We start from the raw sequence: 24,535 nt of genomic DNA, 5'->3' as shown, positions 1-24,535 counted from the left end.
AGGAGGAATTGATGACCTTCGTACTGGGCGCCGTCGCCTACGACCCCAAGGTGGTCACGATCTGGGGCGGTTTCCGCTCCTGGCTGCGCGACCAGGATTTCGACTTCGACTTCGTCCTGTACTCCAATTACGAGCGGCAGGTGGAGGACCTCGTCGCCGGGCGCGTCGACGGCGCGTGGAACTCGCCGCTCGCCTGGGTCCGCGCCGACCGGACGGCGGCGGCGCACGGCCGCCGCCTGCGGCCCCTGGTCATGCGCGACACCGACCAGGACCTCACCTCGGTGGTCGTCGTCCGCGGCGACTCGCCCTACAAGGACGTGGCCGACCTCAAGGGCGAGACCATCGCGGTCGGCGCGGTCGACTCCCCGCAGGCGACCCTCATCCCGGCGTCGTTCCTGCGCGCGTCCGGCGTCCGGCCGGGCGAGGACGTGGCCGTCACCCGGTTCGACGTCGGCGTCGGGCTGCACGGCGACCACATCGGCGGCGAGCGCGACGCCGCCCGCGCGCTGATGGCCGGGCGCGTCGCGGCGGCCTGCATGATCGACGGCAACCACCTGCTGTTCGGGCGGGAGGGCACGCTGCCGCCCGGCGGCACCCGCGTCCTCGCGCAGACGCCGCCGTTCGACCACTGCAACCTCACGGTCGGGGACGGCCCGGAGGCCGACCGGTTCGGGGAACTGCTGCTCTCGATGTCCTACGCCGACCCGAAGGTCCGGCCGCTGTTCGACCTGGAGGGCCTGACCGCCTGGCGGCCGGGCCGGACGACCGGCTACCCGCCGCTCGAACGGGCGGTCGACGAGGCCGGCTTCTACGACGCCGAAGGCGCGGTCACGGCCGCCGACTACCGGCCGTGAACCCGCAGGCCGGGCCGCCCGTCGTCCGGCTCGACGGGCTCGGCTTCGAACGGGGCGCGCACCTGCTCGTGCAGCGCGCCCTGCGCGACCTGCCGCCGGGGGCGGAACTCGCGGTCACCGGGCACGACCCGGCGCTGACCGTCCACCTGGAGAGCTGGTGCCGGTCGCAGGGCCACCGCGTCCGCCGGCCCGACGACCGCGACGACCCGGTCCGGGCCTACGTCGTCCGGGGCCGGACGGACCTGGACCGCTGGGCGGGCGCCGAGCGGGCCGGCGACCCGCGCCCCGGCGGCGTGCGGAAGGAGCCGAAGGCGCACTGGGGCCTCGCGGCGCGCGGCGCCCTGGTGGAGCCGGGCGGCCCCGAACCCGCCTTCGACCTCGCCGACCGCGACCTGGTCTGGGCGGACGTGGCGCCCTCCCTCTACGCGCACGCCGCGTCCGCCCAGTGGGACCCGGCGCAGGCCGTCGACTGGGACGCCGGCTTCGCACTGCCCGCCGACATCGAGCGCGCGGTCGTCCAGGTCATGACGTTCCTGGTGGAGAACGAGCAGGCGGCGCTGGTCGTCCCGGCGCGGCTGCTCGGCCGCGTCCACCCGCACTTCCGCGAGGTTCTCCAGCTCCTGGCGGTGCAGGCGGCCGACGAGGCGCGGCACATGGAGGTCTTCACCCGACGCGCGCTGCTGCGCGGCGGCGAGATGGGCACCTCGTCGGTGAGCGGGCGCGAGTCGCTCGCGACCCTGCTCACCGAGCCCGACTTCTCCCTGGCGTCGTTCCTGCTGTCGGTGCTGGGCGAGGGCAGCTTCCTGAACCTGCTGACGTTCCTCGACCGGCACGCCCCCGACCCGGTCACCCGCCAGGTCACGCGGCTGGCCCGGCAGGACGAGGCCCGGCACGTCGCCTTCGGGGTGGCGCACCTGCACCACCAGTCCGAACTGGACCCGTCCCTGCGGTCCCGGCTCCGCACGGCCGTCGAGCGCCGCCACGACACCCTCGTCGAGACGTCCGGGCTGAACCAGGACGTCTTCGACGCCCTGGTCCTGCTCGCCGCCGGGGGCTGGGCGCCGGAGGACGTCGGCCGGGGCCACGACGAGGTCCAGCGGCTGAAGACCGAGATGGACGAGGGGCGGCGGCACCGCCTCGTCCGCCTCGGCTTCCCCGCCGACGAGGCCGCCGACCTGTCGGCCCTGCACACCCGCAACTTCATGTGACCCCGGAGCCGGGTCAGCCGCCTGGGGCGGCTCGCGCGCCGGTCGCGCGGGACCGGAGCAGATCGGCGACGTCGGCGAGGCCCGTCTCGATGCGGCCGTAGACGCGGGGGGTGAGCAGCGTGGTGCCGTCGAAGTCCCCGGCGGACGCGAACACCGCGACCGGCACCGTCAGCGCCTGGAAGAACGCGAACAGCGGCCGGAGCGCATGGTCCAGGACGAGCGCGTGGTGGTCGCCCCCGCCCGTCGCCGCCAGCAGGACGGGCTTGTTGGCGAGCGCGTACTGGTCGACGAGGTCGAAGAAGTGCTTGAACATGCCGGGGTAGGAACCCCGGTACACCGGCACCGCCGCGATCAGGAAGTCGGCGTCCTCGGCGAGCCGGAGCGCGGCCTCGACGTCGGGCGGCACGTCGTCGCGCTCGACGGCCCCGGTGAACCCGGGGCCGAGGCGGTACACGTCGATCCGGGACGTCTCGACGGGCAGCATCCCCTCCAGCGTGCCGAGGACGGCGTCGACCAGGCCCATCGTCTTCGACGGCCGGCTCGGGCTCCCGTTGACGACGACGACCCGCAGCGCGGCGCCGCCCGCCGCCGGAGCGTCCGGCCGCGCGTCGATGGTCGGGGTGGTCATGCCGCCTCCTTCCGCCGGGCGGCGACCTCGCGCCGGACGACGGGCGCGACCTCGGTGCCGAGCCGCTCGATCGCCGCCAGGTGCTCCTTCTGCGGCATCCCGCCGAAGCCCATCTGGATGATGGCGCGGTCGAGGCCGTACAGCTCGTGGTAGCCGAGCAGCTTGTCGATGACCTCCTGCGGGCTGCCGACCAGCAGGCCGGCGCGCGGCGACGACTGCGCATCGAACGCCACCCGCGGGAGCAGCATGCCGTGGCCCCGCTGGTGGTTGTTGTCCATCATCCCCTTCGCGAAGTAGGGGTACATGGTGTCCCTGGCCTCCTGGCTCGTCCGTCCGACGAAGCCGTGGACGTTGATGCTGACCGGCAGCGCGGCGGCGTCGTGCCCCGCCTCGGCGGCGGACGCGCGGTACAGCTCGACGGTCTGCTCGTGGGAGGTCATCGGGCCCAGCAGCAGGGCCAGCGCCATCGGCAGGCCGAGCCGCCCGGTGCTGATCGCGGACGCCGGCGACCCGCCGACGCCCACCCAGATCGGGAGGGTCGCGCCGTCCGCGCGCGGCGCGATGTCGGCGTCGGCCAGCGCGGCGCGGAAGCGCCCCGACCAGGTGAGCGGGTTCCGCTCGCGGATCTGGAGCAGCAGGTCGAGCTTCTCGCGGAACAGCTCGCCGTAGTCCCGCAGGTCGTAGCCGAACAGCGGGAAGGACTCGGTGTAGGAGCCCCGGCCCGCGATGATCTCGGCGCGGCCGGCCGAGAGCAGGTCGATCGTCGCGAACTGCTCCCAGACGCGCACCGGGTCCTCCGAGCCGAGCACGGTGACCGAGCTGGTCAGCCGGATGCGCTCGGTCGCCTCGGCGGCGGCCGCCAGCAGGATCGCGGGGGCCGAGCCGACGAAGTCGGAGCGGTGGTGCTCGCCGACGCCGAACACGTCCAGGCCGGCCTCGTCGGCGACCCTCGCCTGCTCGATCGTCTCCCGCACCCGCTCGCGCGGCGACGGCGGCGCGCCGGTGACGGGGTCCTCGGTCACCTCGCCGAAGGTCATGATCCCGATTTCGAAAGCCATCGTCCGGTCTCCTCTCCGCCGGGGCGTCCCCGGCGCGTCCGGTAAAAGTTATCTGCGCAGGCAGATATTCCCGGCGCTGCGGTGGCCGCAAGCGGTCACCACGACCGGTGCCCGGATGTGCTGGGCTTATGGCGGGAGTGAGGAGCCGCGCGTGGGAGTCCGCTACAGCCTGTACGACTACGGCATCCATCAGGACCCGTACCCGGTGTACGCGCGGCTGCGGGACGACGCGCCGGTGTTCCGCAACGACGACGAGGACTTCTGGGCGCTGTCGCGGCACGCCGACGTCGCCGCGGCCTTCCGCGACTTCCGGCGCTTCTCCAACGCCAACGGGATCATGCTCGAACCCTCGGTGTGGGGCCCGCAGGCCCGCCACCACGCGTCCCTCCTGGCGATGGACCCGCCCGAGCACACCCGCCTGCGCGGCTTCGTCTCCACGGCGTTCACCCCGCGGCGCGTCGCCGCGCTCGAACCGCGCGTCCGCGACATCGCCCGCGGCCACCTCGACCGGGCGCTGGCGGGCGGCGAGCGCTTCGACCTGGTCGGCGACTACGCCGCGCTGCTGCCGATGGACGTCGTCTCCGAGCTGGTCGGCGTCCCCGAGGCCGACCGTCCCGAGCTGCGGCGGCTCGCGGACGCGATCGTCCACCACGAGGAGGGCGTCCAGGACGTGACCGGCGCCGGGCGCGCGGCGATCGGCGCGCTCCGCGACGCCATGGGCAAGCTGGTCGCCGAGCGGCGCCGGGATCCGCGCGACGACCTGGCCTCGGCGCTGCTCGGGGCCTCCGACGGCGCCGACCGGCTCACCGAGGCCGAGATCCTCGGCGTGCTGTTCATCCTCGTCGCGGCCGGGAACGAGACGACCGCCAACCTGATCGCGAGCGCCTGGCACTGCGCGTGGCGGCACCTGGACCGGCCGTCCGAGGCGTTCGGCCGGACCGGCGCGTGGATCGAGGAGACGCTGCGGCTGGAGGCGCCGGCGCAGGCCGACGCCCGGACGGCGACCGAGGAGTTCACGCTGCACGGCGTGACGGTCCCGGCGAACGCCCGGATGCAGCTGCTGATCGGGTCCGCCAACCGCGACCCCCGGGTGTTCCCCGACCCGGACCGCTTCGACCTCGGCCGGGACACCTCCGCCAAGATCAGCTTCGGGTCCGGGCGGCACTACTGCATCGGCGCGCACCTCGCCCGGCTGGAGGCGCGCGTCGCACTGGAGGAGCTGACGGCCCGCGTCGCCGACTACGACATCGACGAGGCCGCGGCCCGCCGCATCAACTCCCCGGACGTGCGCGGCTTCACCGTCCTGCCGACGACGGTGGCGCGCCGCACCGCCTGACGGTCACCGCCTGACGGTCACCGCCTGATGGTCACCGCCTGATGGTCAGGGCTTGCGGGCGATGCCGCCGATGAAGTGGCTCAGCTGCGGGTCGGCGGCGGGCGCGGGCGGGTGCGGCAGGCCCCATTCGGGGATCCACACGATGCCCGGGGGTAAGACGTCCAGCCCGGTGAGCAGGCCCGCCACCTGCTCGGGGCCGCGCGAGCAGATCGGCGCGGCCGTCCCGCGGCGGACGCCGATGGCGTGCTCGACGTCGCCGGGGTCCATGCCGCCCTCGTAGCCGTGGGAGACCACCACGTGGCTGCCGGACGGCAGCCGCTCGACCAGGCGCGCGACGAGCCCCGCCGGGTCGTCGCCGTCCGGGATGAAGTGCAGGATCGCCACCAGCAGCAGTCCCACGGGCTCGGTGAGGTCGATCAGCTCGGCCAGCCGGGGGTCGGCCATGATCTCCTCGGGGCGCCGCAGGTCGCCGCGGATGACGGCGACGTTGGGGCTGCCCTCCAGCAGGGCCCTGCCGTGGACGAGCACCGTCGGGTCGTTGTCGACGTAGACGACGTGCCCGTCCGGCGCGACACCGTGGACGATCTCGTGCACGTTGCCCTGCGTGGGCAGGCCCGCCCCGACGTCGACGAACTGCCGGATCCCGGCGTGCGCCGCCAGGTACCGGACCGCCCGGGCCAGGAAGGCCCGGTTGGCGCGCGCCGCCGCCGGCGCCTCCGGCACCGTCTTCATGATCGCCTCGGCGGCCGCCCGGTCGACCTCGTAGTTGTCCTTGCCGCCCAGGTAGTAGTCGTAGATGCGGGCGGGCGAGGCGGTGCCGGAATCGATGCGCAGACCGGCGGCCCGGTCGGGGGCCAGCGGGGTCAGGACGGGACGGGGCCGCAAGTCCAGCCGCGGATCGCGGCGGCCGATCAGCTCGGCCGTCCGCCGCAGCCCGGGTCCGGCGCCGGCCGGCTCCAGCAGCGCGGCCGTCTTCTCGTAGAGGCGCAGCGCCTCGGCCGCGCGGCCGTCCCGGTGGAGCGCGAGCATCAGCAGGCCGATCAGGTGCTCGTTCACCGGTTCCTGCGCCGCCCACGACCGTCCGGGGACGATGAACTCGCGGTGCCCGCCCCGCGCGAGCAGTATCTCGGCCAGCTCCTCGCGGACCTGGCTCCGCTCGCCGAGCAGCGACCGGCGGACCGGCTCCATCGCGAGGGTGGACGGGAGGTCGCCCAGCGGCTGGTCCGCCCACAGCCGCAGCGCCCGCCGGCAGCTCGCGGCGGCCGAGTCGGCGTCGGAGCCGCGCCGCCGCCGGGCGTCCGCGGCCAGGTCCCGGAACTCGCGCAGGTCCAGCAGGTCGCCTTTCTCCAGTCGGAGCCGGAGCCCGCCGTCCCCGATGACCAGGAGGCCGTCCGGCAGCACCCGCCGCGCGGTGGCGGCGACCTGCTCCAGCTCGGCGGCCGGATCCGTGCCGTCGGCCGGGTCCCAGAGCCGTCCGGCGAGCACGTCCGCCGGAACCGGCCGGCCCTCCGCGGCCAGCAGCACCGCCAGCAGCCGCCGCACCTGCGGCCGGAAGACGCCGATGGCCTCGCCTCTCGCCCCCCGGACTCTGACCCGACTGCCAAGGATGCGGAACTCCACCAGGGCGACCCTTCCGTGTTGTCCTAGTTCGGGATGACTCAGCACGTTAATCCAGATGACCATCCGCTTGACCCGGCGATGGCCGTCTCCGGTCACACCGCGCAAAGCGGTAACGGCCCCCGGGGCGGGGTCACTCCGGCCGCGTCACTCCGGCTGCGTCACTCCGGTTCGGCGGCGAGCCGCTCCCAGATGTCGGCGAGGACGCGCAGGTCGTCCTCGCCGAGCCGGTCGAGGAACAGCCTGCGGATGTCGTCGTGCTGCTGCCGCCACGCCTTGCGCAGGAGGGCGCGCCCCTCGTCCGTCAGCGTCACGTCGAAGCCGCGCCCGTCGGCGGCCGACCGCCGCCGCTCGATGAGCCCCCGGCTCTCCAGCCGGTCGGCGAGGCGGGTGAACCCGCCGGTGGACATCAGCCGGCGCTCGGCCAGCTCCGACATCCGCATCGGCTCCGGCGCGGCCTCGCCGAGCAGCGCGAGCACGCTGTACTCGGCCATGCTCACGTTCAGCGGCGCGAGCCCCTCCTGGATCGACCGCCAGATCCGGTCATGAGCGAGCAGGAACCCGCGCCACGCCTCGTCCTCCAGGGGCCGCAGCCTCTCCGTCGCCATGACGGCACCGTACCGGCCCCCACCCCCGGCTCCGCCGACCCGGCCTCCTGCCGGGGCGCGGCCCCGGCGGCCCTGCCGACCATTAGTCCGGCAGCACGAAGGGGGCATTCGCGGAAATTCGCGAATGCCCTGAAGGGCGGGGGCCTATTCAGTTCTATTCGAGCAGCTTGCCGTCCGCGGAAACGTCGTGCATCAACGCGGCGATGTCGGTCGGGATCGGCGGGACGGGTTCCCAGTGCACTCCGCTCCTCGGCGACCACACCGAGTTGACTCGCAGGTCCGGAACGAGATCGGGGTAGTCGGACCGGTAGTGGGAGCCCCGCGTCTCCCGCCGCTCCAGCGCGCACTCCAGCGTCGCCCGGGCGGCGAGGACGGTGGCCTTGAGGTTGAAGGCGTGCGCGAGGTCCTGGAAGCCGCTGATGTCGATGTGGACCCCCAGGTCCTCCACGCGCGTCTCGATCTCGTCGAGCCCGGCGAGGCCCGCGGTGAGCCCGGACTCGTCCCGCATCACGCCCGCGTGCTCGGTCATCAGCCGGCGCACCGACCGCTGCAGGGCCCGCACGTTCTGCCCGCCGTCGGCGCTCACCAGCCGGTTCACCTCCGCCTCCGCGGCGCGGATCGCGCCGAGCGACCGCCGCTGGCCGGTGAGCCGGGACGAGTGCTCCACCGCGGCCCGCCCGGCGAGCCGGCCGGAAACGAGCAGTTCGATCAGCGAGTTGCCGCCCAGCCGGTTCGCGCCGTGCAGGCCGCTCGCGGCCTCCCCGATCGCGAAGAGCCCGACGACGTCGGTGCCGTAGTCCTCGGGCCGCACCCAGACGCCGCCCATGGAGTAGTGGGCGGCCGGCGCGACCTCGAACGGGTCGCGGGTGACGTCGAGCATCTGCAGGTCCAGCAGGGTGCGGTGCACGCGCGGCAGGCGGGTCAGAACCGTCTCGGAGGGGAGGTGGGACAGGTCGAACCACACGCCTCCGGACTGGCTGCCGCGCCCCTGCTTGATCTCGGTGTAGGACGCCACCGCGACCCGGTCCCGGCTGGACAGCTCCATCCGCTCGGGGTCGTAGCGCGCCATGAACCGCTCACCGAGGTTGTTGAGCAGGACCCCGCCCTCGCTCCGCGCGACCTCCCCGACCAGCGTGCCGGGCGCGTTCTCCGGCTTGATCAGCCCCAGCGGGTGGAACTGCACCAGTTCGGCGTCGCGCAGCCGGGCGCCGGCCTCGGCGGCGAGGCGCAGCGAGTCGCCGGTGTTCTCGTCGCGGCGCGAGGACGTGTGCCGCCAGATGCGCGTGTGCCCGCCCGTCGCGAGGATCACGGCGTCGGCGTGCACGAGGTAGCGGGAGCCGTCGTCGAGGTCGAACCCGTAGGCGCCGAACACCGTCCCGTCGTCCACCAGCAGGCGGGTGACGTACAGGCTGGACAGCACGGGGACGGCCAGCCGGCTCGCGCGGGCGCGGAGCACGCGCTGCACCTCCAGCCCGGTGTGGTCGCCGACGAAGGCCGTGCGCGGGTGGGAGTGGGCGCCGAAGTACCGCTGGGCGATCCGCCCGTCCTCCTGGCGGTCGAAGCGCATGCCGAAGCGCAGCAGGTCGTTGATGCCCTGCGCGGCGTCCCGGGCCACGACGAGGACGGTGCGCGGGTCGGCCAGCAGCCGGCTCTCCTGCAACGTGTCCGCCGCGTGCTGCTCCCAGGTGTCGGCGGGGTCGGCGGTGGCCAGCGCCGCGTTGATGCCGCCCGCCGCCATGACGGTGTGGGCGTCATCGGCGGCGCGCTTGCCCACCGCGATGACCGCGACACCGGCCTCGGCGACTTCGATGGCCGCTCGAAGCCCGGACCCACCGGTCCCCACCACCAGAACGGAGGTGGAGAGCTGGTGTTCGAGCGATGACAAGGGACCTCCTGCGAGGGCGGACGAACGATAGACAGTGCTCGACCGGGTAGCGGCATCGTTTGTGACAACCCGGGAGCGAACTTCTAATGTGACGTGCATCACACCGGCCAGGAGGCGGGGGCTGTCCGAGGCGGGTGAAGGCTCGGAGAATGGCGCGGGTTCTTGCGTTCCGATGCTTCCGGGGCTGCATCTCGTTGAGTGTTCGGTCGCATTTTTGGCGCCGTCGTTTTTGATCACGGCGCTGACATATAAGAAGTGCGTTAAAAATGCACGCTGCGCTCGCGTCCGGCGGGCGGTGGAGGTGCTCGAAGTCCGCTGCGCGGCGCGCCGCCGGCCGGTCGCCACGGCTCCTTCGCTGGTCTGCGCGGTGCGGACGATCTGCTCGTCGGTCACCCGGCCGTCACGTCGCGTCGCCGAGGCGGTCCGGCTCGGCGCGGGTATCGGCGCCGCGGCCTCGTCCCGCCCGCTTGCATTAGATGAATGAATTCGTCCACTCCCGATGGAGGGTGCCAAAAGGCGAGCGGATTCATGTATCGTTTCAATGTCCTTACTGACGAGCGTCCCGGGCCTTCCCCGGGAGTCCTTTAGGGAGCCGCTTCCATGACCGCGAGCCCGCCTCCTGTCCTGGTCGGCCGGGAACGCGAGTGCGCGGCGCTCAACGACCTGCTCGCCGGCCTGCGCGAGGGCGCGGCCCGGGTCTGGGTGGTCCGCGGCGAGGCGGGCATCGGGAAGTCGGTCCTGCTGGAGTACGTCGACGCCCAGGCGTCCGGGGTCACGGTCACCCGGTCACGGGGCATCGAGGCCGACATGGAGCTGCCCTACGCGAGCCTGCACCAGCTGTGCGCGCCGTTCCTGGCGGAGATCGAGGAACTGCCGGAACCGCAGCGCGCCGCCCTGCACGTGGCGTTCGGCATGGCGGCGGGGGACCCGCCCGACCGCTTCCTGGTCGGCCTCGCCTTCCTGTCCCTGCTCACCCGCGCGTCCGAGAGCCGGCCGGTGCTGGTCGTGGTCGACGACGCCCAGTGGCTCGACCAGGTGTCCCTGCAGACGCTGGAGTTCGTGGCCCGCCGGCTGCTCGCCGAGGCGGTCGCGATGGTGTTCGCCGTGCGCGACCCCGAGGGCAGGGCCGCGCTCGTCGGCCTGCCCGCGATGCAGATCGCCGGTCTCGACGCCGCCGCGGCGGGGGAGCTCCTCGAAACCGTTGTCGGCGGCCGGCTGGAGAAGCGCGTCCGGGAGCGGTTCGTGGCCGAGACGCACGGCAACCCGCTCGCCCTCCTGGAGTTCTCCCGCGGCCGCAGCGCCGCCGAGCTGGCCTACGGCCTCGACGCGAGCCACCCGCGCGCCCAGGGGACGGTGTCGAGCCGCGTCGAGCGCGACTTCGCGCGCCGGCTCGCCGGGCTGCCGGCCCCGACCCGGACGCTGCTGCTGATCGCCGCCGCCGAACCGGTCGGCGACGCGCGCGTGCTGGCCCGCGCGGCCGCCGCCCTGGAGATCACGCCCGACGCCGCGCCCGCCAAGGCGGCCGGGCTGATCGAGTTCGGCGAGTCCGTCCGGTTCCGGCACCCGCTGGTCCGCTCGGCGGTCTACGACCAGGCCGACCCCGCCGAGCGCCGGGCGGTGCACCGGGCGCTGGCCGCCGCCACCGACCCCGTCCTGGACCCCGACCGGCGCGCCTGGCACGCCGCGCAGGCCGCCGACGGGCCGGATGAGGAGGTCGCCGCCGAGCTGGAGCGGGCCGCCGGCCGGGCGCGGCAGCGCGGCGGCATGGCCGCCGAGGCCGTGCTGCTGGAGCGCGCCGCCGACGTGACGCCCGACCGCTGGGCGCGGGGCCGCCGCGCCCTCGCCGCCGCCGAGGCGCACTTCTCGGCCGCCTCGCCCGACCGCGCCACGGAGCTGGCGACGCTCGCCGAGCTGTGCCCCCTCAGCCCCCTGGACCGCGCCCGCCTCGCCCGCCTGCGCGCCACGATCCTGTTCGCCCGCAACCGCAGCGACGAGGCGGCGCCGCTGCTCCTCGACGCCGCCGCGCAGTTCGCCGAGGCCGAGTCCCCGCTGGCGCGCGAGACCTACCTGGAGGCGATCAGCGCCACCATCTTCGCGGGCCGGGTCCACGGCCCGACGGGCGCCCGCGCCGCGGCGACCGCGGCCCGCGAGTCCGGCGCGCCCCCGAGCGGCTCCAAGGCCGCCGACCTCCTCCTGGACGGGGTGGCCGCGCTCCTCGCCGACGGCCCCGAGACCAGCGGCCCGGTGCTGCGCCGCGCGCTGGAGCCCCTCGTCCACGAGGAGCTGCCCACCCGCGAGGCGACGATGCGCTGGCTGCTGCTGGCCCCGGTCGCGCTGGAGTCGTTCATCCACTACGCCTGGGACCTGCCCGCGTGGGACCTGCTGGCGACCCGCGCGGTGCGGCTGGCCCGCGACATCGGCGCGCTCGGCGTGCTGCCGCCGGCGCTGATCTACCTGGGCGGCGTCCACATCCACTACGGCGACTTCGGCCAGGCGTCCCGGATGATCGACGAGGCCGACGCGATCGCCGCCGCGACCGGCCACGCCCCGCACCAGTACGCGGCGCTCGTCCTGTCCGCGTGGCGCGGCGACGAGGACAGCGCGATCGGCTACATCGAGGACGCCAAGGCCGCCGCCACCCGCGGCGAGGTGTCCCTCCTCGGCGTCAGCGGCTACGTCCAGGGCGTGCTGTTCAACGGCCTGGCGCGCTACGACGAGGCCCTGGCGGCCGCCCGCTCGGGCATCGACCACGACGGGTTCAACTTCACCGGCCTGTCCCTGGTCGAGCATGTCGAGGCCGCGACCCGCTGCGGCGAGCTGGACCAGGCCCGCGCGTCCCTCGACCGGCTGGTCGAGCTGACCGCCGCCGCCGACTCCGGCTGGGCCCGCGGCGTCAGCGCCCGCAGCCGGGCCCTGCTCGCCGACGGCGACGAGGCCGACCGCCTGTACCGGACCGCGATCGAGGAGCTCGCCCGCGACCGCGTGGCGGTGGAGGTGGCGCGCACCCACCTCCTCTACGGCGAGTGGCTGCGCCGCAGCCGCCGCCGCTCGCAGGCCCGCGAGCACCTCCGCACGTCCTACGACATGTTCGACGGGATGCGGGCGCACGCGTTCGCCGAGCGGGCCCGCCGCGAGCTGCTCGTCAGCGGCGAGCACGTCCGGGTGCGGGAGGCCGAGCCGGCCAGCGCGCTGACCCCGCAGGAGTCGCAGATCGCGACCCTCGCCGCCGGCGGCATGACGAACCCCAAGATCGGCGCGGAGCTGTTCATCAGCCCGCACACCGTGGAGTGGCACCTGCGCAAGGTGTTCTCCAAGCTCGGCATCAGCTCGCGCCGCGAGCTGCCGAGCGTGCTCGGGATCACTCCGGCCACGGACAGCGGGGGCACGGCCGCACCCGCCTGATGCAGGCTGCGTAGGCCCCGGGGCGACCCCCTGGGGGGCGCCCCCGGGGTGCCCCACGGACTCGACCACGGACTTCGAGGGCGCGGTGGAGGGCACCGCGGAACCAGAGTGGAGTCATCGTTCAGATGCCCACGAAGAGGAGCCCCCGATGTCCGTGCTCAGCCTGGAGACGACGCCGGCCGAAACCTCGGCCGCCCGGCCGGCCGAGGACGATCTGGACGTCGCCCTCGACATCTTCATGGCCCACCGAACACGCCTGTTCCGCATCGCCTACCGGGTCCTCGGCGACGTCCTCGGAGCGGAGGACGTGCTCCAGGAGCTGTGGCTGCGCTGGCAGCTCACCCCCCGCACCAGGATCGAGAACCCGGCCGCGTTCCTGACCACGGCGGTGAACCGGCTGGCGATCAACGTCGTCCAGTCCGCGCGCCACCGCCACGAGACCCCCACCGAGTCGCAGCTGGTCAACCTCGCCGACCGGGCGCAGGACCCCGTCCAGCGCGTCGAGCAGACCATGGCCATCGCGGAGGCCCTGGCGCTGCTGATGGCGCGGCTGACGCCGGACGAGCTGGCCGCCTACGTCCTGCGGAAGGGCTTCGACTACGCCTATGCCGACCTGGCGGAACTGCTGGGAACGAGCGTCTCGAACGCGCGCCAGCTGGTCCGCCGCGGCCAGGCCCGCCTTGAGGGCGACCGCGAGCGGCCGGTCCCCGCGAAGACGCACCGCCGCCTCGTCGCCGCCTTCGAGGCCGCGGTGGGCACCGGTGACCTTGAGGGGCTGGCCCGGTTGCTCGCCCCCGAAGGCCACGTCCACCGCCTCCTGTCGGCGACCCCCCGCTCTCCCCGTCCGGCCCAGATCGCCGCATGACCCGCGGAGACCGAGCCGGGGCCGGCGCATTCGCTGAGGACTCAACGTCACTCGGTCGACGGCCGGACCCCGGCGGGGGCGTCTACATCGTTACTTGTAGAAGGTCGCGCTGTGGAGGTCCACCGGGTTGTCGGCGTCGCCGGTGGCCACGCCGTACACGGCCACGAAGGCCGAGTTGGACGCGACCAGGCCGGTGTAGTCGCCGAGCAGGCGGCCGACGCTCGTCGGCGGGACCTTCCGCGCGTCGAACGGGCCCTCGATGTGCCGCTCGCGCCACGATCCGGGCTTCGTGCAGTCCGTCGTGCAGGTGACGGCCCAGAAGTCGGTGGGCAGGGTGGCGGCGGAGGTGTTGTTCCGGAAGTCGTAGTACGTGATCGCCACGGTGCCGCCGGGGGCCACGGCGATCGCCGGTACCGCGGCCGAACCGGTGGGCGTCTTGTCCACGTTGACCGGCTTCGACCAGGTCTTCCCGCTGTCCGTGGACCGCGCGTACGCGGCGTGGAAGGTGCCGTCGGCGTCCTGGCTCTGCCAGACCGCGTTCACCACCTTGCCGTCCGGCTGGGCGGCCAGCAGCGGCAGCGTGGCGTTGCGCACCGGGTCGCCCGAGTCGTCGGGGTCGGGGATCTTGACGCCCACGGCGAACGGGGCCGGCACGTCCAGCGTCGGCTCCGACCAGGTCTCGCCGCCGTCGGTCGAGCGGATGACCTGGGTGGCGGCGCTGGTGTTCGTCTCCTGGTGCATGCCGATCAGCAGCGTGCCGTCGGCCATCGGCACCAGCTCGGTACCGATGGCGCCGCTGTTGGCGGGGAAGTCGTACACCTTCCTGCTCGTCCAGGTGCGCCCGTCGTCGGTCGACTTCGCCAGGTAGACCGGCTGCACCCACTCACCCGACGGCTGGGTGTCGACCCGGTCCCACACCGCGTAGACGGTGCCCGGGTGGTAGGGATCGGCGGTGATCGCCGGACGGTCGTTGAAGTACCGCGGGTCGTCGTCGTGCCCCAGCGTCACCGGGGCCTCCCAGTGCTCGCCGCCGTCGCCGGACCGCGAGACCACGATCGCCGTCTCCTCGCCGGTGCGCGACAGCGAGAACGCCGCGGCCAGCGCCGTACCGGACGGTGTCATCGTGACCCAGTGGTCCGTCGTGACGTCGTACTTCCCGCCGTCGCACCGGGAGAAGGCGGGCTGGTTCGCCGACCGCTTCCAGGTCGCGCCGTTGTCGTCGGACAGGACGACGCCCGTCCCGTTGCCGCCGTACTTGCTCCACCGGTCCTGCTGGTACACCGCGACGAGACGCCCCGGCCGCTTCGGGTCCGCCGCCACCATGGGCTGGACCTCGGTGTCCGGGTTCAGTACGTACCCGTCGCCTTCGGGCAGCCCGCAGTCCGCCGCCAGCGGGCTCTCACCCGTGATCGGTGTGACGACGGCGGGGTCGGTGCCGTCGGCGAGTGCGGACTGGGCCGTGACGATGCAGGTGAACGCGGCGGCCGCCAAGGCCGCCATTGTCCTGGAACGTCGTTTCAATGTGCCGTGCTCCTCATCTTCAGGGGGTGAGTCTTCAGGGGGTGAGAAGGCCGCGTCGCGACCAGATCTCGGCGAACGACTCGGCGCGTTCGCGAATCAGGCTCATGCGCGAATTCCATTCGGTTTCCGCATAGTGGGCGGGCTGCGCGGTCACCTGGCCCGGCCATTTGCGATACAGCAGCCCGATCTCGCCGTGGAAGTGCCCGGCGCTGACCATGCTGGCCGAAATGAGCAGGCCCGAATCGTCCGAACCGGGCACCGCCATCCACCCGCCGAGCGCGGTGGCGAGATTTCGGCGGATGCACAGGGTCGTGGGATGGACGGGAAGCCGGAAGTCGTCGGCCTTCCATTGCTCGAAGACGACCCCCGGTTCGAGCCGCCCCGGCGGCACCCGGTCCTGCACACTCACCGTCGAACCGTCGGGGAGGAGATCGAGGGCGCGGGACGCGGTCCAGTGAACGCCCTGGTCAGAGCTCAGGACTTCGATGTCCCGCGCCAGGACGCCGGGGGTCAGGACGTCATCGGCGTCGAGGTTCTTGATGAGCTCCCCGCGCGACCTGGCCAGACCGAGGTTCCGCGTCAGGGAGCTGCTGCCGCGCCGCCCGGTTCCGAACTTGATTCGGGGATCGGCCGGCAGGATGTTCTCGGCGACCCCCGTCGTTCCGTCCTCCTGGACGATCCACTCCCATTCCCAATCATTCGGAAGCTCCTGCCCGGCGAGCGAGTCATATGCCTCGCGCAGCAGTTCGGGATCGGGCTTGTAGACAGGTGTGATGACGGACATGGTCTGCACTCTTTGCATCACCCGCGTCTTGGCTGTGTCGACCGTTGGCTGGGGCATGACAGTGGTGTTCGCCTACGGGCGGAACTGTTCGATGATCATGCTGACCGGCAATATAAAGTGATCGACATCACATATGGACACCGGTCGATGCCAAGCTGAACAGCGCATTAATGCAGAACAGGGGCGGCTTTACGGCCAAATAACACTTGCCCCGCCGCACCGCGTCGGGGACGCGTCATGCCGCGGACGGGTCAGTCTCCGAAGGCCGCCCGGTGGGCGGCGGCGCAGGTGTGCGGGAGGTCGACCGGTACGACGACGCTGCCGGTGATCGTGGTCCGCGGCGCGAACGGGATCGCCCGCTCCCGGGTGGAGCGGATCTCCGCGACCTGGTCGCCCGGCAGCACGGTCCAGCTGCGCGGATTGGCGCCGACCTCGACGAGCATGTCGTGGACCGTCCCGGCGAGGCGGCCGGCCCGCGCTTCGACCCCGGCCTCCCGCATCGCGGCCCGCAAGGCCCCAGGCAGGAGCAGGCCGTGCTCCCGCGACGGGATCCGCACATCGCCGACGGCGAGATCGGCCGGGGCGATCGTCGCGCGACCGGCGGCCGGGTGCCGCGCGGACACGACCGCGAACAGCTGCTCCGTCCACGTCGGCAGCACCCTCAGCCCGGGCGCCGACCGCATCCCCCGGGCCAGTGCCAGATCGATCTCGCCCCGTCGCACCTCGTCCAGGCGGGCCGTCAGCGGAAGGTCGACCAGCGCGACGTCGACGCCGCGCGCCGAGGGGTGCTCGCGCAGCGCGTCGATCCCGCGCTCCAGGCGAGCGGTGAACCCGGCGGCCGTACCGATGCGCATGGTGCCCGCCGGCTCGCCGGCGGCGGCCCGGACCCGGTCCGCGGCCGCGAGCGCGTCGCGCGCCGCGGCGAGCACCCGGTGCCCCGCGGCGGTGAGCCGGACCCGGCGCGGTGAACGGTCCAGCAGCCGGACTCCGAGCTCCCGTTCCAGTTGGGCGATCCGCTTGCTGACCGCGGGCTGGGCGATGTGCAGCCGCTCGGCGGCCCGCCCGAAGTGCAGCTCGTCGGCGACCACGACGAAGTAGCGCAGTGCGCGCAGTTCCACCGAGCCCCCTCTGCTCTGCGACGATGCCGCCAGGTTATCGAGCGCGTCGGAACCGGTTCTGGTCGCCGATGCGGGCGTGGTGCTGGGATCGGATCATGGACATCGACTTGGGCCTGCTCGGCGCCCATCTGCGCGAGCACGAAGTGAGCCCGGAGAGCGCGGTGGAGGTGGAGCGGGCCGGCTACGGCACGCTCTGGCTGGACGCATCGCCGCCGGCCGATCTCGCCTTCGCGGAACGGCTGCTCGACGCCACCACCCGGATCGTGGTCGGCACGAGCGTGGTCAACGTGTGGACCGCCGACGCCGAGACCGTCGCCGCCTCTTACCACCGGATCGTCGCCAGGCATCCCGGCCGGTTCATCCTCGGCGTCGGGATCGGGCACCGCGAGGTGCACGCCGAGTGGGCGTCGCCGCATGACACCTTGGCGTCCTACGTGCACCGGCTGACGCTGGCCGGCGTCCCGGCCGAGCGGGTGGTGCTGGCCGCCCTCGGCCCGAGGATGCTGCGGTTGGCCCGCGACCGCACCGCGGGCGCCATCCCCGGCATGGTCACGCCCGAGCACACCCGGCGGGCGAGGGAGACCCTCGGTGGGGACAGGCTGCTGCTCCCCGGCCACTTCGCGCTGCCGGAACCCGACCCCGAGCGGGCCCGTGCCGTCGCCCGGGCCGCGCCGCCGGGGCAGGCGTTGCAGGTCACCAACTACGCGAGCAACCTCCGGCGGCTGGGCTTCACCGACGAGGACCTCTCCGGCACCGGTAGCGACCGCGTCATCGACGCGCTGGTCGCCTACGGCGACCCGGCCGGCCTCGCGCGCGGCCTGATCGCACACCTCGACGCCGGGGCGGACCAGATCGGCGTCTATCCCCTCGGCGACGACCCCATCGCCACCCTCCGAGCGGTCGCGGACGCCGTCCTGGCCATCAGGCCCGAGTGACCGGGCGGGAACGCGCCGGTGCGGTTCGCCTTGTTGCGGGTGGCCTTGTTGCGGGTGGCCTTGTTGCGGGTGAAGGTGGCGCTGCTTGGGCTCAGGGGTCCGGGCGCAGCCCCTTTTCGGCCAGGTCGATCAGGTCGTGGACGGCCGGGCCGGCGAGTTCATCGGGGAGCCCGCGCAGGGGGCCGTCGATGAGCAGGACCGCCAGGCCGTGCACGCATGACCAGACCAGGAACTCGGCCCCCGGACGGCGCTCGGGGGAGACCAGGCCGCAGGCGGCCAGGTCGTCCAGGGCGGCGCCGAGGAGCTGGAACGGGGTCAGGCCGCCCTGCCCGGCGGAGGCGGCGGCCTGCGCCTGGGTCATGTCGCCGGGGACGTAGAAGGCGGTGCGGAACAGGCCGGGCTCAGTGCGGGCGAAGCGCAGGTAGCCGGTGCCCACGGCACGGAAGCGGGCGCGGGCGGCCTGGGCCGGGTCGCCTGGCGGGTCGAGGGCGGCGAGGTCCTCCTCCATGGCGTGGGCCAGCTCGGCCATGGCCCGGAGGGAGACCGCCTGCACCAGGGCGTCGCGGTTGGGGAAGTGCCGGTAGGCGGCGTTGGGGGCGACCCCGGCCCGCCGGGTGACCTCCCGCAGGGCGATCGCGTCCGGGCCTGCGGCGCGGGCCAGTTCGGTGCCCGCCTCCAGGAGCGCCTGATGCAGGTTGCCGTGGCGGTAGGTGTCGCGGGCAGGTGCGCCGGAGCGCTCGGTCATGGCCGGAACCTCTCATGTGGACAGCGTCCACTTAAGTATGTCATGATCCTGCCACGCCCGGATGTGGACGCCGTCCACATAAGGTTTACCTGGTCAGGAGGTACGGGAACGAGCCGGAAGCTCGATCTGGCCTGCCGGCCGTCCTGACCCCGTTCCCGCGACCGAACTCCATCTACCGAGGAGCTTGTGATGACCCACGCGATCCGTCCCCCGGCCGCCGCCGTCCGTCCCGCGCGCACCACCCGTCCGGCGGCCCGGCCGCTGCTGAGCTGCGCGATGGCCGCCGGCCCGCTGTTCCTGGCGGCCGGCGCCGTCCAGGGGCTGCTCCGCGACGGCTACGACTTCACCCGCAACGCCATCAGCCAGCTCAGCCTCGGCGACCTCGGCTGGATCCAGGAGACCAGCTTCGTGCTCACCGGAGTGCTGATCATCGCTGGCGCGGCCGGGGTGCGGCGCGCGCTGGACGGCGGGCCCGGCGGCACCTGGGCGCCCGGACTCATCGCCGTGTTCGGGGCCTCGTTCCTGGTCAGCGCCGTGTTCCAGGCCGACCCCGGCGCCGGCTTCCCCGCCGGCACCCCGGACGGCGCCGCATCGCTCAGCACGAGCGGCGCCGTCCACATGGTCGGCGGCATGGTCGGCTACCTGGCACTGTGCGCGGCGTTCCTGGTGCTGGCCCGGCACTTCTCGCTGCAGGGCCGACGCGGCTGGGCCGCGGCCTCCCGGATCGTCCCGGTGGCGGTCCTGGCCGGTTTCGCCGGCTCCGGCGCGAGCGTGCTGATCTTCTTCGCGGGCGCGGCCCTGGGCCTGCTGTGGCTCACCGCCACCACCGCGCGACTCGCGAGCACGCCGTCGACCGGACGGTGACCGCCGGACCTCCGACCGCCCGACGGCAGCCGTCCCACCCGACACCTCCACATCCTCAGAATGGAAACACCGATGCACAGCACTGAGACCAAGACGCTTCAGGTTCCCGGCGCGTCCCTGCACTACGAGGTCCGCGGCTCGGGCCCGCTGCTGCTGATGATCCCCGGCGCACCCGCCGACGCCGGGGCGCTGACAGCCCTGGCAGGGTGCCTGGCCGACCGCTACACCGTCGTCACCTATGACCAGCGCGGCCTGTCCCGCAGCGTCCTGACCGGACCGCCCGCCGACACCGACGTCGAGGTCTTCGCCGACGACGCCCACCGCCTGCTGGCCGCGCTGGGCAACGAGCCGGCCTACGTGCTGGGCAACAGCGGCGGCGCGCTGACCGCCCTGGACCTTGTGGCCCGCCACCCCGAGCAGGTGCGCGCACTGGTCGTCCACGAGCCGCCGCTGCCCGAACTGCTGCCCGACCGCGACCACTGGCGGAAGGCGTTCCAGGACGTCCACGACACCTACCGCGCCCACGGCGCCGGCGCGGCGATGGGCGCGTTCATCGCCACCGTCGACGGACCGGGCGCCGCTCCTCCCGCGATGCCCGACCCCTCCCAGATGCCGCCCGAAGCACTGGAGATGATGGGCCGCGTCCAGGGCAACCTCGACCACTTCCTGTCCCACGTGCTCCTGCCCGTGCTGCGCTTCGCCCCCGACCTGGACGCGCTGCGCGCCGGCCCGGTGCCGATCGCCGTCGGCGTCGGGGCGGCCTCGGGCGACGGAGTCCCCGCCTTGTCGGCCCGGGTGCTGGCCGAGCGACTCGGCGTCGCACCGGTCACCTTCCCCGGCGACCACCAGGGCCTGGCCCTCGACGCCGCCACCTGCGCCGACCTCGTCCACACCGCACTCAGCCACCCGGTCCTGGCCTGACCTCCCCCCAAAGAACGCCTTGGTCGCCCGCACCCTCCCCGCCGGGAAACAGCCCACCGGAACCTCCCGTGGGCGCCCGGCACATCGGGAGCCCACGGGACGCCGGAACCCCGGCCACCGTGGGCTCCTATGCCGGGCGCGGCCGAGTTCGGGAAATGGCGCTACTCGCAGGTGACGATGGCGCGCAGCCGCAGGACCTCTGGTCTGGTCATGTTGTGGTACCAGGCGCGGGCGGTGGCGGTGAACATGTCGCGGACGTCGTCGCGGTGCAGACATTCCTCGGCGTTCCCTGGCCGCACCCGTCGACGGCTCACCGCCGGTGACCGCAGCCATGGATCGCCTGGCTGGCGCGCTCGTCTGCCGACGGTGGACGGGCTGGGGCATCGCAAGTGCGATGCGAGCATGGGCGGCGTGACACGGCGAAACGGCCTATAAAAACATATGGCTATTCGCGACAGAATCACGAATAGCCATAGGGAAGCGGGTGCGCCGTCAGGGACTTGAACCCCGAACCCGCGGATTAAGAGTCCGCTGCTCTGCCAATTGAGCTAACGGCGCCCGTCGTCTGGGGCCTTGGCCGTGGCCGGGGCCCTTGCGACAGGAAGAACAGTACCAGGGGCTGCGGAGCAGTGCGAATCGGTTTAGTCCTGGGCGGGCAGGACGCTGACCATGCCGCGCCAGAGGGCGATGGCGGTGGCGCGGGAGCTGACGCCGAGCTTGGCGTAGATGCGGTTGACGTGGTTCTTCACCGTCTTCTCGCTGAGGAAGAGCTGGCGGGCGATCTCCCCGTTGGAGCGGCCGGTGGCGATGAGGTCCATGACCTCGGACTCGCGCGCGGACAGGCCGAGGGTGGTGCGGGAGGCGGCGCGGACGCCGCGGATGAGGTCGTGGACGGTGAAGGAGCCGGGGGCGAGATGGCCGCAGGCGCCGGCGCGGAGCGCGGCCTCGATGGCGGCCGGGTCGTCGGAGAGCAGGAACACGCGGGACGCGCCGCTGAGCGGGTGCGCGTGCGCGGCGGAGGCCGCGTCCAGTAGGACGATGTCCGGGCGCAGGCGCCGGGCCAGGGTGAGGGCGGTCTGGGGGTCGGGGGCGTCGGCCACGACCTGGAGTTCGTCGCTGGCGTCCAGAAGGGAGATCACGTCCGTGCGGGCCCGGGGGTCGGCGTCCACCACGAGGACGCGCAAGGGGGCCGTCTCATCGACACTCATCCGTTGCCCTTGGCGTGTCGTCGACATGTATAGGGACGGAGCATAACGGGACGGCCGGACGTGGAGAAGCCCTGGGCATCTTTGCGATGGCCAGGGCTTCTCTCTCGCGTGGGGTGAGTGAGGGGACTTGAACCCCCGACATCTTGGACCACAACCAAGTGCTCTGCCAGCTGAGCTACACCCACCGTGGCCGGGATCGCTCCCGGCTCCAAGTAGTGTAGCGGCTCCGGGAGAGTGGGTCAGCCGGAGGACACCATGCCGGCGATGCGGCGGGCGGTGTCGGAGTCGGGGCCGGGCTGCGCGACGAAGACGGCGGCGCGGTAATAGCGCAGCTCCTGGATGCTCTCGGTGATGTCGGCGAGCGCCCGGTGGCCGCCCTTCTTCTCCGGGCTGGCGAAGTACACGCGCGGGTACCAGCGGCGCGCCAGCTCCTTGATGGACGAGACGTCCACCATGCGGTAGTGGAGGTGGCCGTCGAGGGCGGGCATGTCGCGGGCCAGGAACGACCGGTCGGTGGCGATGGAGTTGCCGCACAGGGGCGCCTTGTTGGCGTCCTTCACGTGGCCGCGGACGTAGCGGAGGACGGTGTCCTCGGCCTCGGCGAGGGTGACGCCGGAGGGGAGGGCCTCCAGCAGCCCGGACGTGGTGTGCATGTCCCGGACGACCTTGGTCATCTTGGTCACCGTCTCGGGGGGCGGTTTGATGACGACGTCGACGCCCTCGTCGAGGATGTTGAGCTCGCTGTCGGTGACCAGTGCGGCTATCTCGATGAGCGCGTCGTTGCGCAGGTCGAGTCCTGTCATCTCGCAGTCGATCCAGACCAGCCGCTCGTTCATGGATTCACCCTACGGCCATGAACGACTGCGCGGGGCATCGAGCCCGATCGAGTTAGCGGGCTCCGCGCTGGGCGATATGTCCGGGAATGGGGATGCCGGGGCGCAGCAGCGGGTCGGGGACCGGGGTACCGAACGTCTGCTGGACGGGCAGGACGCCGGCCCACAGGTCGAGCGCGTAGTCGGGCTCGTCGTCGCCGGGCGGGCCCTGCCTGACCTTGACCGATGCCTCGGAAAGGGGAAGCGCCAGGACGGAGGTCGCGGCGAGTTCCTTCCGGGTTGGTTCGCGGATAACGTCCCACTGGCCTGGGGCGAGTTGTTCTGTGACGGCGCGGAGCGCGGCGAGCTTGGCGTCGGGTTCGGTCACCGGCTGCGGTGTGCCGTAGATGACGGCACTCCGGTAGTTGATGGAGTGGTGGAACGCCGACCGGGCCATGACGATGCCGTCCACGTGGGTCACGGTGATGCACACCTCTTGGGACGGGCCCGCCATCAGGCTGCTCGCACCCGTGGAGCCGTGGACGTAGAGGGTGTCGTCAATGCGGCCGTATCCGGTGGGCAGGACGCGCGGGGTGCCGTCCACGACGATGCCCAGGTGGCAGACCAGACCGGCGTCCAGGACGTCGTAGAGGGCGGCGCGGTCGGTCTGGGCGCGTTCGGGAAGCCTGCCCATGCGCGTGCGGGCGGTTGAGGAGAGCGGGTCCATGGCCGTTTACGCTAGGAGGAAAGTGGCCTGGTGGGTATGGCCACTTGGCGCGCATAGCCGGAGACCACTTTGTCGATCGATCTGCCCCTCGTCGTTGACCGGGACGCACGGGAGCCGATGAGCGCCCAGCTCGTCGGCCAGTTGCGGGAGGCGATGGCGGAGGGACGGCTCGCCGCAGGGGAGCGGCTTCCGTCCAGTAGGGCGCTGGGGAAGCTGCTGGGCGTCAGCCGGACGGTCGTCACCGAGGCGTACGAGCAGCTGTATGCGGAGGGGTGGCTTGAAGGGCGGCACGGGTCCGGGACGTATGTGACCGAGGGCGTCGCCGCCGAACCGGTGCCGAGACAGGAGAAGCCTGCGGCGAGCCAGGTACGGAGGACGGCGGCCCCACACGAGATCGACCTGCGGCCGGGGACCGCCTGGATCGGGGCCCTGGACACACCGGCATGGCGCCGCGCATGGCGGCTGGCTGCGGGGATGCCGCCGCAGCAGCGTCAGGACTCGTACGGCCTGCCGGGCCTGCGGGTGGCGCTCGCCGACTACATCAGGCGTAGTCGCGGCGTAGCGTGCCCCCTGGACGGCCTCCTGGTGACGCGTGGAGCGACGAACGGGCTCGATCTGCTTGCCGCGACCGTGCTTCGTCCAGGCGACCGCGTAGGGGTGGAGGAGCCCGGCTACGGGAGGGCCCGTGTCGTCCTAGAGGGACGTGGCGCGGAGCTGGTGCCGTGCCCCGTTGACGAGCACGGGGTCATCGTCGAGGGCCTGCCGGACGATCTCCGCATCGTCTACACGACGCCGTCGCACCAGTACCCGATGGGCGGCGTCCTGCCCATCCCGCGCAGGCAGGGCCTGCTGGCGTGGGCGCGGCGCAACGGGGCCCTCATCGCCGAGGACGACTACGACGGCGAGTTCCGCTTCGACGTCGCGCCGCTGCCCGCCCTGTACGGGCTCGACCCGGACGTGGTGGTCTACCTCGGCACCACGGCGAAGATCCTCACGACGGACATGGGCGTCGGCTGGCTGGCGGGGCGCCCGGACCTGGTGGCGGAGATCGCGCTGCGCCGGGAGCGGCTGAACGACCGCACGGCCGTCGTCCCGCAGGACGCGCTGCGCATCCTGCTGGAGCGCGGTGATCTGGACAGGTACGTCCGGCGGATGCGCGCCGAGTACGCGCGGCGCCGCGAGGTGGTGGTGCGGGCGCTGGACGGCCTCCCGCTGCGCGGCGACACCGCCGGCCTGCACCTGGTGGTGGACGTCCCGGAGCCCGAGGCGCGGCGCATCTCGGCGGCGGCCGACGAGCGGGGCGTCCTGGTGGAGACCCTGGAGCGCCACCACGTGGGACCGAGCCGCGCGTCCGGCCTGGTGATCGGGTACGGCTCGGCCGCGACCACGACCGAGCTGCGCAAGGGCTGCGAGATCGTCCGCGCGCTCGCCGGGTAGGG

Annotated in this window: 24 protein-coding genes and 2 tRNA genes; 11 read left to right on the top strand and 15 right to left on the bottom strand. The window is 73.1% G+C overall.

What is annotated here, in order from left to right:
* The first annotated feature begins 11 nt into the window (after positions 1 to 11).
* Positions 12 to 854 carry a phosphate/phosphite/phosphonate ABC transporter substrate-binding protein gene (locus tag HUT06_RS33905; protein ID WP_176199436.1) on the top strand — a complete coding sequence of 281 codons (843 nt, stop codon included), beginning with the start codon at positions 12 to 14 and terminating at the stop codon, positions 852 to 854.
* Positions 851 to 2,062, top strand: a complete 1,212-nt coding sequence (locus tag HUT06_RS33900) for a sulfurtransferase TusA family protein (protein WP_176199435.1) — start codon at positions 851 to 853, stop codon at positions 2,060 to 2,062. The genes HUT06_RS33905 and HUT06_RS33900 overlap by 4 nt, the downstream gene beginning before the upstream one ends.
* Before the next feature lie 13 nt (positions 2,063 to 2,075).
* Here HUT06_RS33900 and HUT06_RS33895 read toward each other — a convergent pair whose 3' ends face one another.
* Together HUT06_RS33895 and HUT06_RS33890 are read right to left on the bottom strand one after the other, a co-directional pair.
* Positions 2,076 to 2,690: an NAD(P)H-dependent oxidoreductase gene (locus HUT06_RS33895; protein ID WP_176199434.1), complete on the bottom strand. Its 615-nt coding sequence runs from the start codon at positions 2,688 to 2,690 to the stop codon at positions 2,076 to 2,078.
* On the bottom strand, positions 2,687 to 3,748 hold the full coding sequence (locus HUT06_RS33890; RefSeq protein ID WP_176199433.1) for an LLM class flavin-dependent oxidoreductase: 1,062 nt from the start codon (positions 3,746 to 3,748) through the stop codon (positions 2,687 to 2,689). Before HUT06_RS33890 ends, HUT06_RS33895 begins: the two co-directional genes overlap by 4 nt.
* A gap of 151 nt (positions 3,749 to 3,899) precedes the next feature.
* On the opposite strand from HUT06_RS33890, the gene HUT06_RS33885 reads away from it, so the two are divergent.
* Complete coding sequence (locus tag HUT06_RS33885) at positions 3,900 to 5,084, top strand: cytochrome P450 (RefSeq protein ID WP_217711569.1); 1,185 nt, start codon at positions 3,900 to 3,902, stop codon at positions 5,082 to 5,084.
* A gap of 45 nt (positions 5,085 to 5,129) precedes the next feature.
* Here the strand turns inward: HUT06_RS33885 and HUT06_RS44905 are convergent, their stop codons facing one another.
* The 3 genes from HUT06_RS44905 to HUT06_RS33870 form a co-directional block, all read right to left on the bottom strand.
* Complete coding sequence (locus tag HUT06_RS44905) at positions 5,130 to 6,704, bottom strand: SAM-dependent methyltransferase (RefSeq protein ID WP_254715522.1); 1,575 nt, start codon at positions 6,702 to 6,704, stop codon at positions 5,130 to 5,132.
* 158 nt (positions 6,705 to 6,862) lie between these two features.
* Entirely contained in the window at positions 6,863 to 7,309 is a 447-nt protein-coding gene (locus HUT06_RS33875; protein WP_176199431.1) for a MarR family winged helix-turn-helix transcriptional regulator, read from the bottom strand.
* Between the two features lie 154 nt (positions 7,310 to 7,463).
* Positions 7,464 to 9,194, bottom strand: coding sequence for an FAD-binding protein (locus tag HUT06_RS33870; RefSeq protein WP_217711568.1), 1,731 nt, complete (start codon positions 9,192 to 9,194; stop codon positions 7,464 to 7,466).
* Between the two features lie 295 nt (positions 9,195 to 9,489).
* Here HUT06_RS33870 and HUT06_RS33865 point away from each other — a divergent pair, with 295 nt between their 5' ends.
* From HUT06_RS33865 to HUT06_RS33855, 3 genes are all read left to right on the top strand, one after another.
* A complete protein-coding gene (locus HUT06_RS33865; RefSeq protein ID WP_176199429.1) occupies positions 9,490 to 9,678 on the top strand; it encodes a hypothetical protein in 189 nt (62 codons plus the stop codon).
* Positions 9,679 to 9,794: 116 nt separating this feature from the next.
* Positions 9,795 to 12,596, top strand: a complete 2,802-nt coding sequence (locus tag HUT06_RS33860; RefSeq protein WP_176199428.1) for a LuxR family transcriptional regulator — start codon at positions 9,795 to 9,797, stop codon at positions 12,594 to 12,596.
* A gap of 148 nt (positions 12,597 to 12,744) precedes the next feature.
* A complete protein-coding gene (locus tag HUT06_RS33855; protein WP_176199427.1) occupies positions 12,745 to 13,461 on the top strand; it encodes a sigma-70 family RNA polymerase sigma factor in 717 nt (238 codons plus the stop codon).
* Positions 13,462 to 13,551: 90 nt separating this feature from the next.
* On the opposite strand, the gene HUT06_RS33850 is transcribed toward HUT06_RS33855, so the two are convergent.
* Positions 13,552 to 14,961, bottom strand: coding sequence for a sialidase family protein (locus HUT06_RS33850; RefSeq protein ID WP_176199426.1), 1,410 nt, complete (start codon positions 14,959 to 14,961; stop codon positions 13,552 to 13,554).
* A 55-nt stretch (positions 14,962 to 15,016) separates the two neighbouring features.
* Positions 15,017 to 15,766 (bottom strand): glycosyltransferase, encoded by a 750-nt coding sequence (locus tag HUT06_RS33845; protein WP_254715521.1) that lies wholly within the window; start codon positions 15,764 to 15,766, stop codon positions 15,017 to 15,019.
* Here HUT06_RS33845 and HUT06_RS45370 point away from each other — a divergent pair.
* The gene (locus HUT06_RS45370; RefSeq protein WP_302931858.1) at positions 15,756 to 15,887 is read left to right on the top strand and encodes a hypothetical protein; all 132 of its coding nucleotides are present in this window, start codon (positions 15,756 to 15,758) and stop codon (positions 15,885 to 15,887) included. The genes HUT06_RS33845 and HUT06_RS45370 overlap by 11 nt on opposite strands.
* Before the next feature lie 130 nt (positions 15,888 to 16,017).
* Here HUT06_RS45370 and HUT06_RS33840 read toward each other — a convergent pair whose 3' ends face one another.
* Positions 16,018 to 16,884 carry a LysR family transcriptional regulator gene (locus tag HUT06_RS33840; protein WP_176199425.1) on the bottom strand — a complete coding sequence of 289 codons (867 nt, stop codon included), beginning with the start codon at positions 16,882 to 16,884 and terminating at the stop codon, positions 16,018 to 16,020.
* Between the two features lie 95 nt (positions 16,885 to 16,979).
* Between HUT06_RS33840 and HUT06_RS33835 the strand changes: the two genes are divergently transcribed.
* Entirely contained in the window at positions 16,980 to 17,819 is an 840-nt protein-coding gene (locus HUT06_RS33835) for a TIGR03620 family F420-dependent LLM class oxidoreductase (protein WP_176199424.1), read from the top strand.
* A 91-nt stretch (positions 17,820 to 17,910) separates the two neighbouring features.
* Here the strand turns inward: HUT06_RS33835 and HUT06_RS33830 are convergent, their stop codons facing one another.
* Positions 17,911 to 18,564, bottom strand: coding sequence for a TetR/AcrR family transcriptional regulator (locus HUT06_RS33830; protein WP_176199423.1), 654 nt, complete (start codon positions 18,562 to 18,564; stop codon positions 17,911 to 17,913).
* A 189-nt stretch (positions 18,565 to 18,753) separates the two neighbouring features.
* Here HUT06_RS33830 and HUT06_RS33825 point away from each other — a divergent pair, with 189 nt between their 5' ends.
* A complete protein-coding gene (locus HUT06_RS33825; protein ID WP_176199422.1) occupies positions 18,754 to 19,428 on the top strand; it encodes a DUF998 domain-containing protein in 675 nt (224 codons plus the stop codon).
* Positions 19,429 to 19,500: 72 nt separating this feature from the next.
* The gene (locus HUT06_RS33820) at positions 19,501 to 20,349 is read left to right on the top strand and encodes an alpha/beta fold hydrolase (RefSeq protein WP_176199421.1); all 849 of its coding nucleotides are present in this window, start codon (positions 19,501 to 19,503) and stop codon (positions 20,347 to 20,349) included.
* A gap of 161 nt (positions 20,350 to 20,510) precedes the next feature.
* Here the strand turns inward: HUT06_RS33820 and HUT06_RS33815 are convergent, their stop codons facing one another.
* The 6 genes from HUT06_RS33815 to HUT06_RS33790 form a co-directional block, all read right to left on the bottom strand.
* On the bottom strand, positions 20,511 to 20,663 hold the full coding sequence (locus HUT06_RS33815) for a hypothetical protein (protein ID WP_176199420.1): 153 nt from the start codon (positions 20,661 to 20,663) through the stop codon (positions 20,511 to 20,513).
* Positions 20,664 to 20,834: 171 nt separating this feature from the next.
* Positions 20,835 to 20,907, bottom strand: a tRNA-Lys gene (locus tag HUT06_RS33810).
* 83 nt (positions 20,908 to 20,990) lie between these two features.
* Positions 20,991 to 21,557, bottom strand: a complete 567-nt coding sequence (locus HUT06_RS33805; protein WP_176199419.1) for a response regulator transcription factor — start codon at positions 21,555 to 21,557, stop codon at positions 20,991 to 20,993.
* A 109-nt stretch (positions 21,558 to 21,666) separates the two neighbouring features.
* Positions 21,667 to 21,742 (bottom strand) — tRNA-His (locus tag HUT06_RS33800).
* 54 nt (positions 21,743 to 21,796) lie between these two features.
* Positions 21,797 to 22,393, bottom strand: a complete 597-nt coding sequence (orn, locus tag HUT06_RS33795) for an oligoribonuclease (protein ID WP_176199418.1) — start codon at positions 22,391 to 22,393, stop codon at positions 21,797 to 21,799.
* Between the two features lie 52 nt (positions 22,394 to 22,445).
* Entirely contained in the window at positions 22,446 to 23,096 is a 651-nt protein-coding gene (locus tag HUT06_RS33790) for a pyridoxamine 5'-phosphate oxidase family protein (RefSeq protein WP_176199417.1), read from the bottom strand.
* A gap of 117 nt (positions 23,097 to 23,213) precedes the next feature.
* Between HUT06_RS33790 and HUT06_RS33785 the strand changes: the two genes are divergently transcribed.
* Positions 23,214 to 24,533: a PLP-dependent aminotransferase family protein gene (locus HUT06_RS33785; RefSeq protein ID WP_176199416.1), complete on the top strand. Its 1,320-nt coding sequence runs from the start codon at positions 23,214 to 23,216 to the stop codon at positions 24,531 to 24,533.
* The last annotated feature ends 2 nt before the right edge of the window (positions 24,534 to 24,535 follow it).

Source organism: Actinomadura sp. NAK00032, assembly GCF_013364275.1.
GTDB lineage: Bacteria > Actinomycetota > Actinomycetes > Streptosporangiales > Streptosporangiaceae > Spirillospora.
The sequence above is the reverse complement of the archived record's forward strand: the minus strand, read 5'-3'. Positions and strand labels throughout refer to the sequence as shown.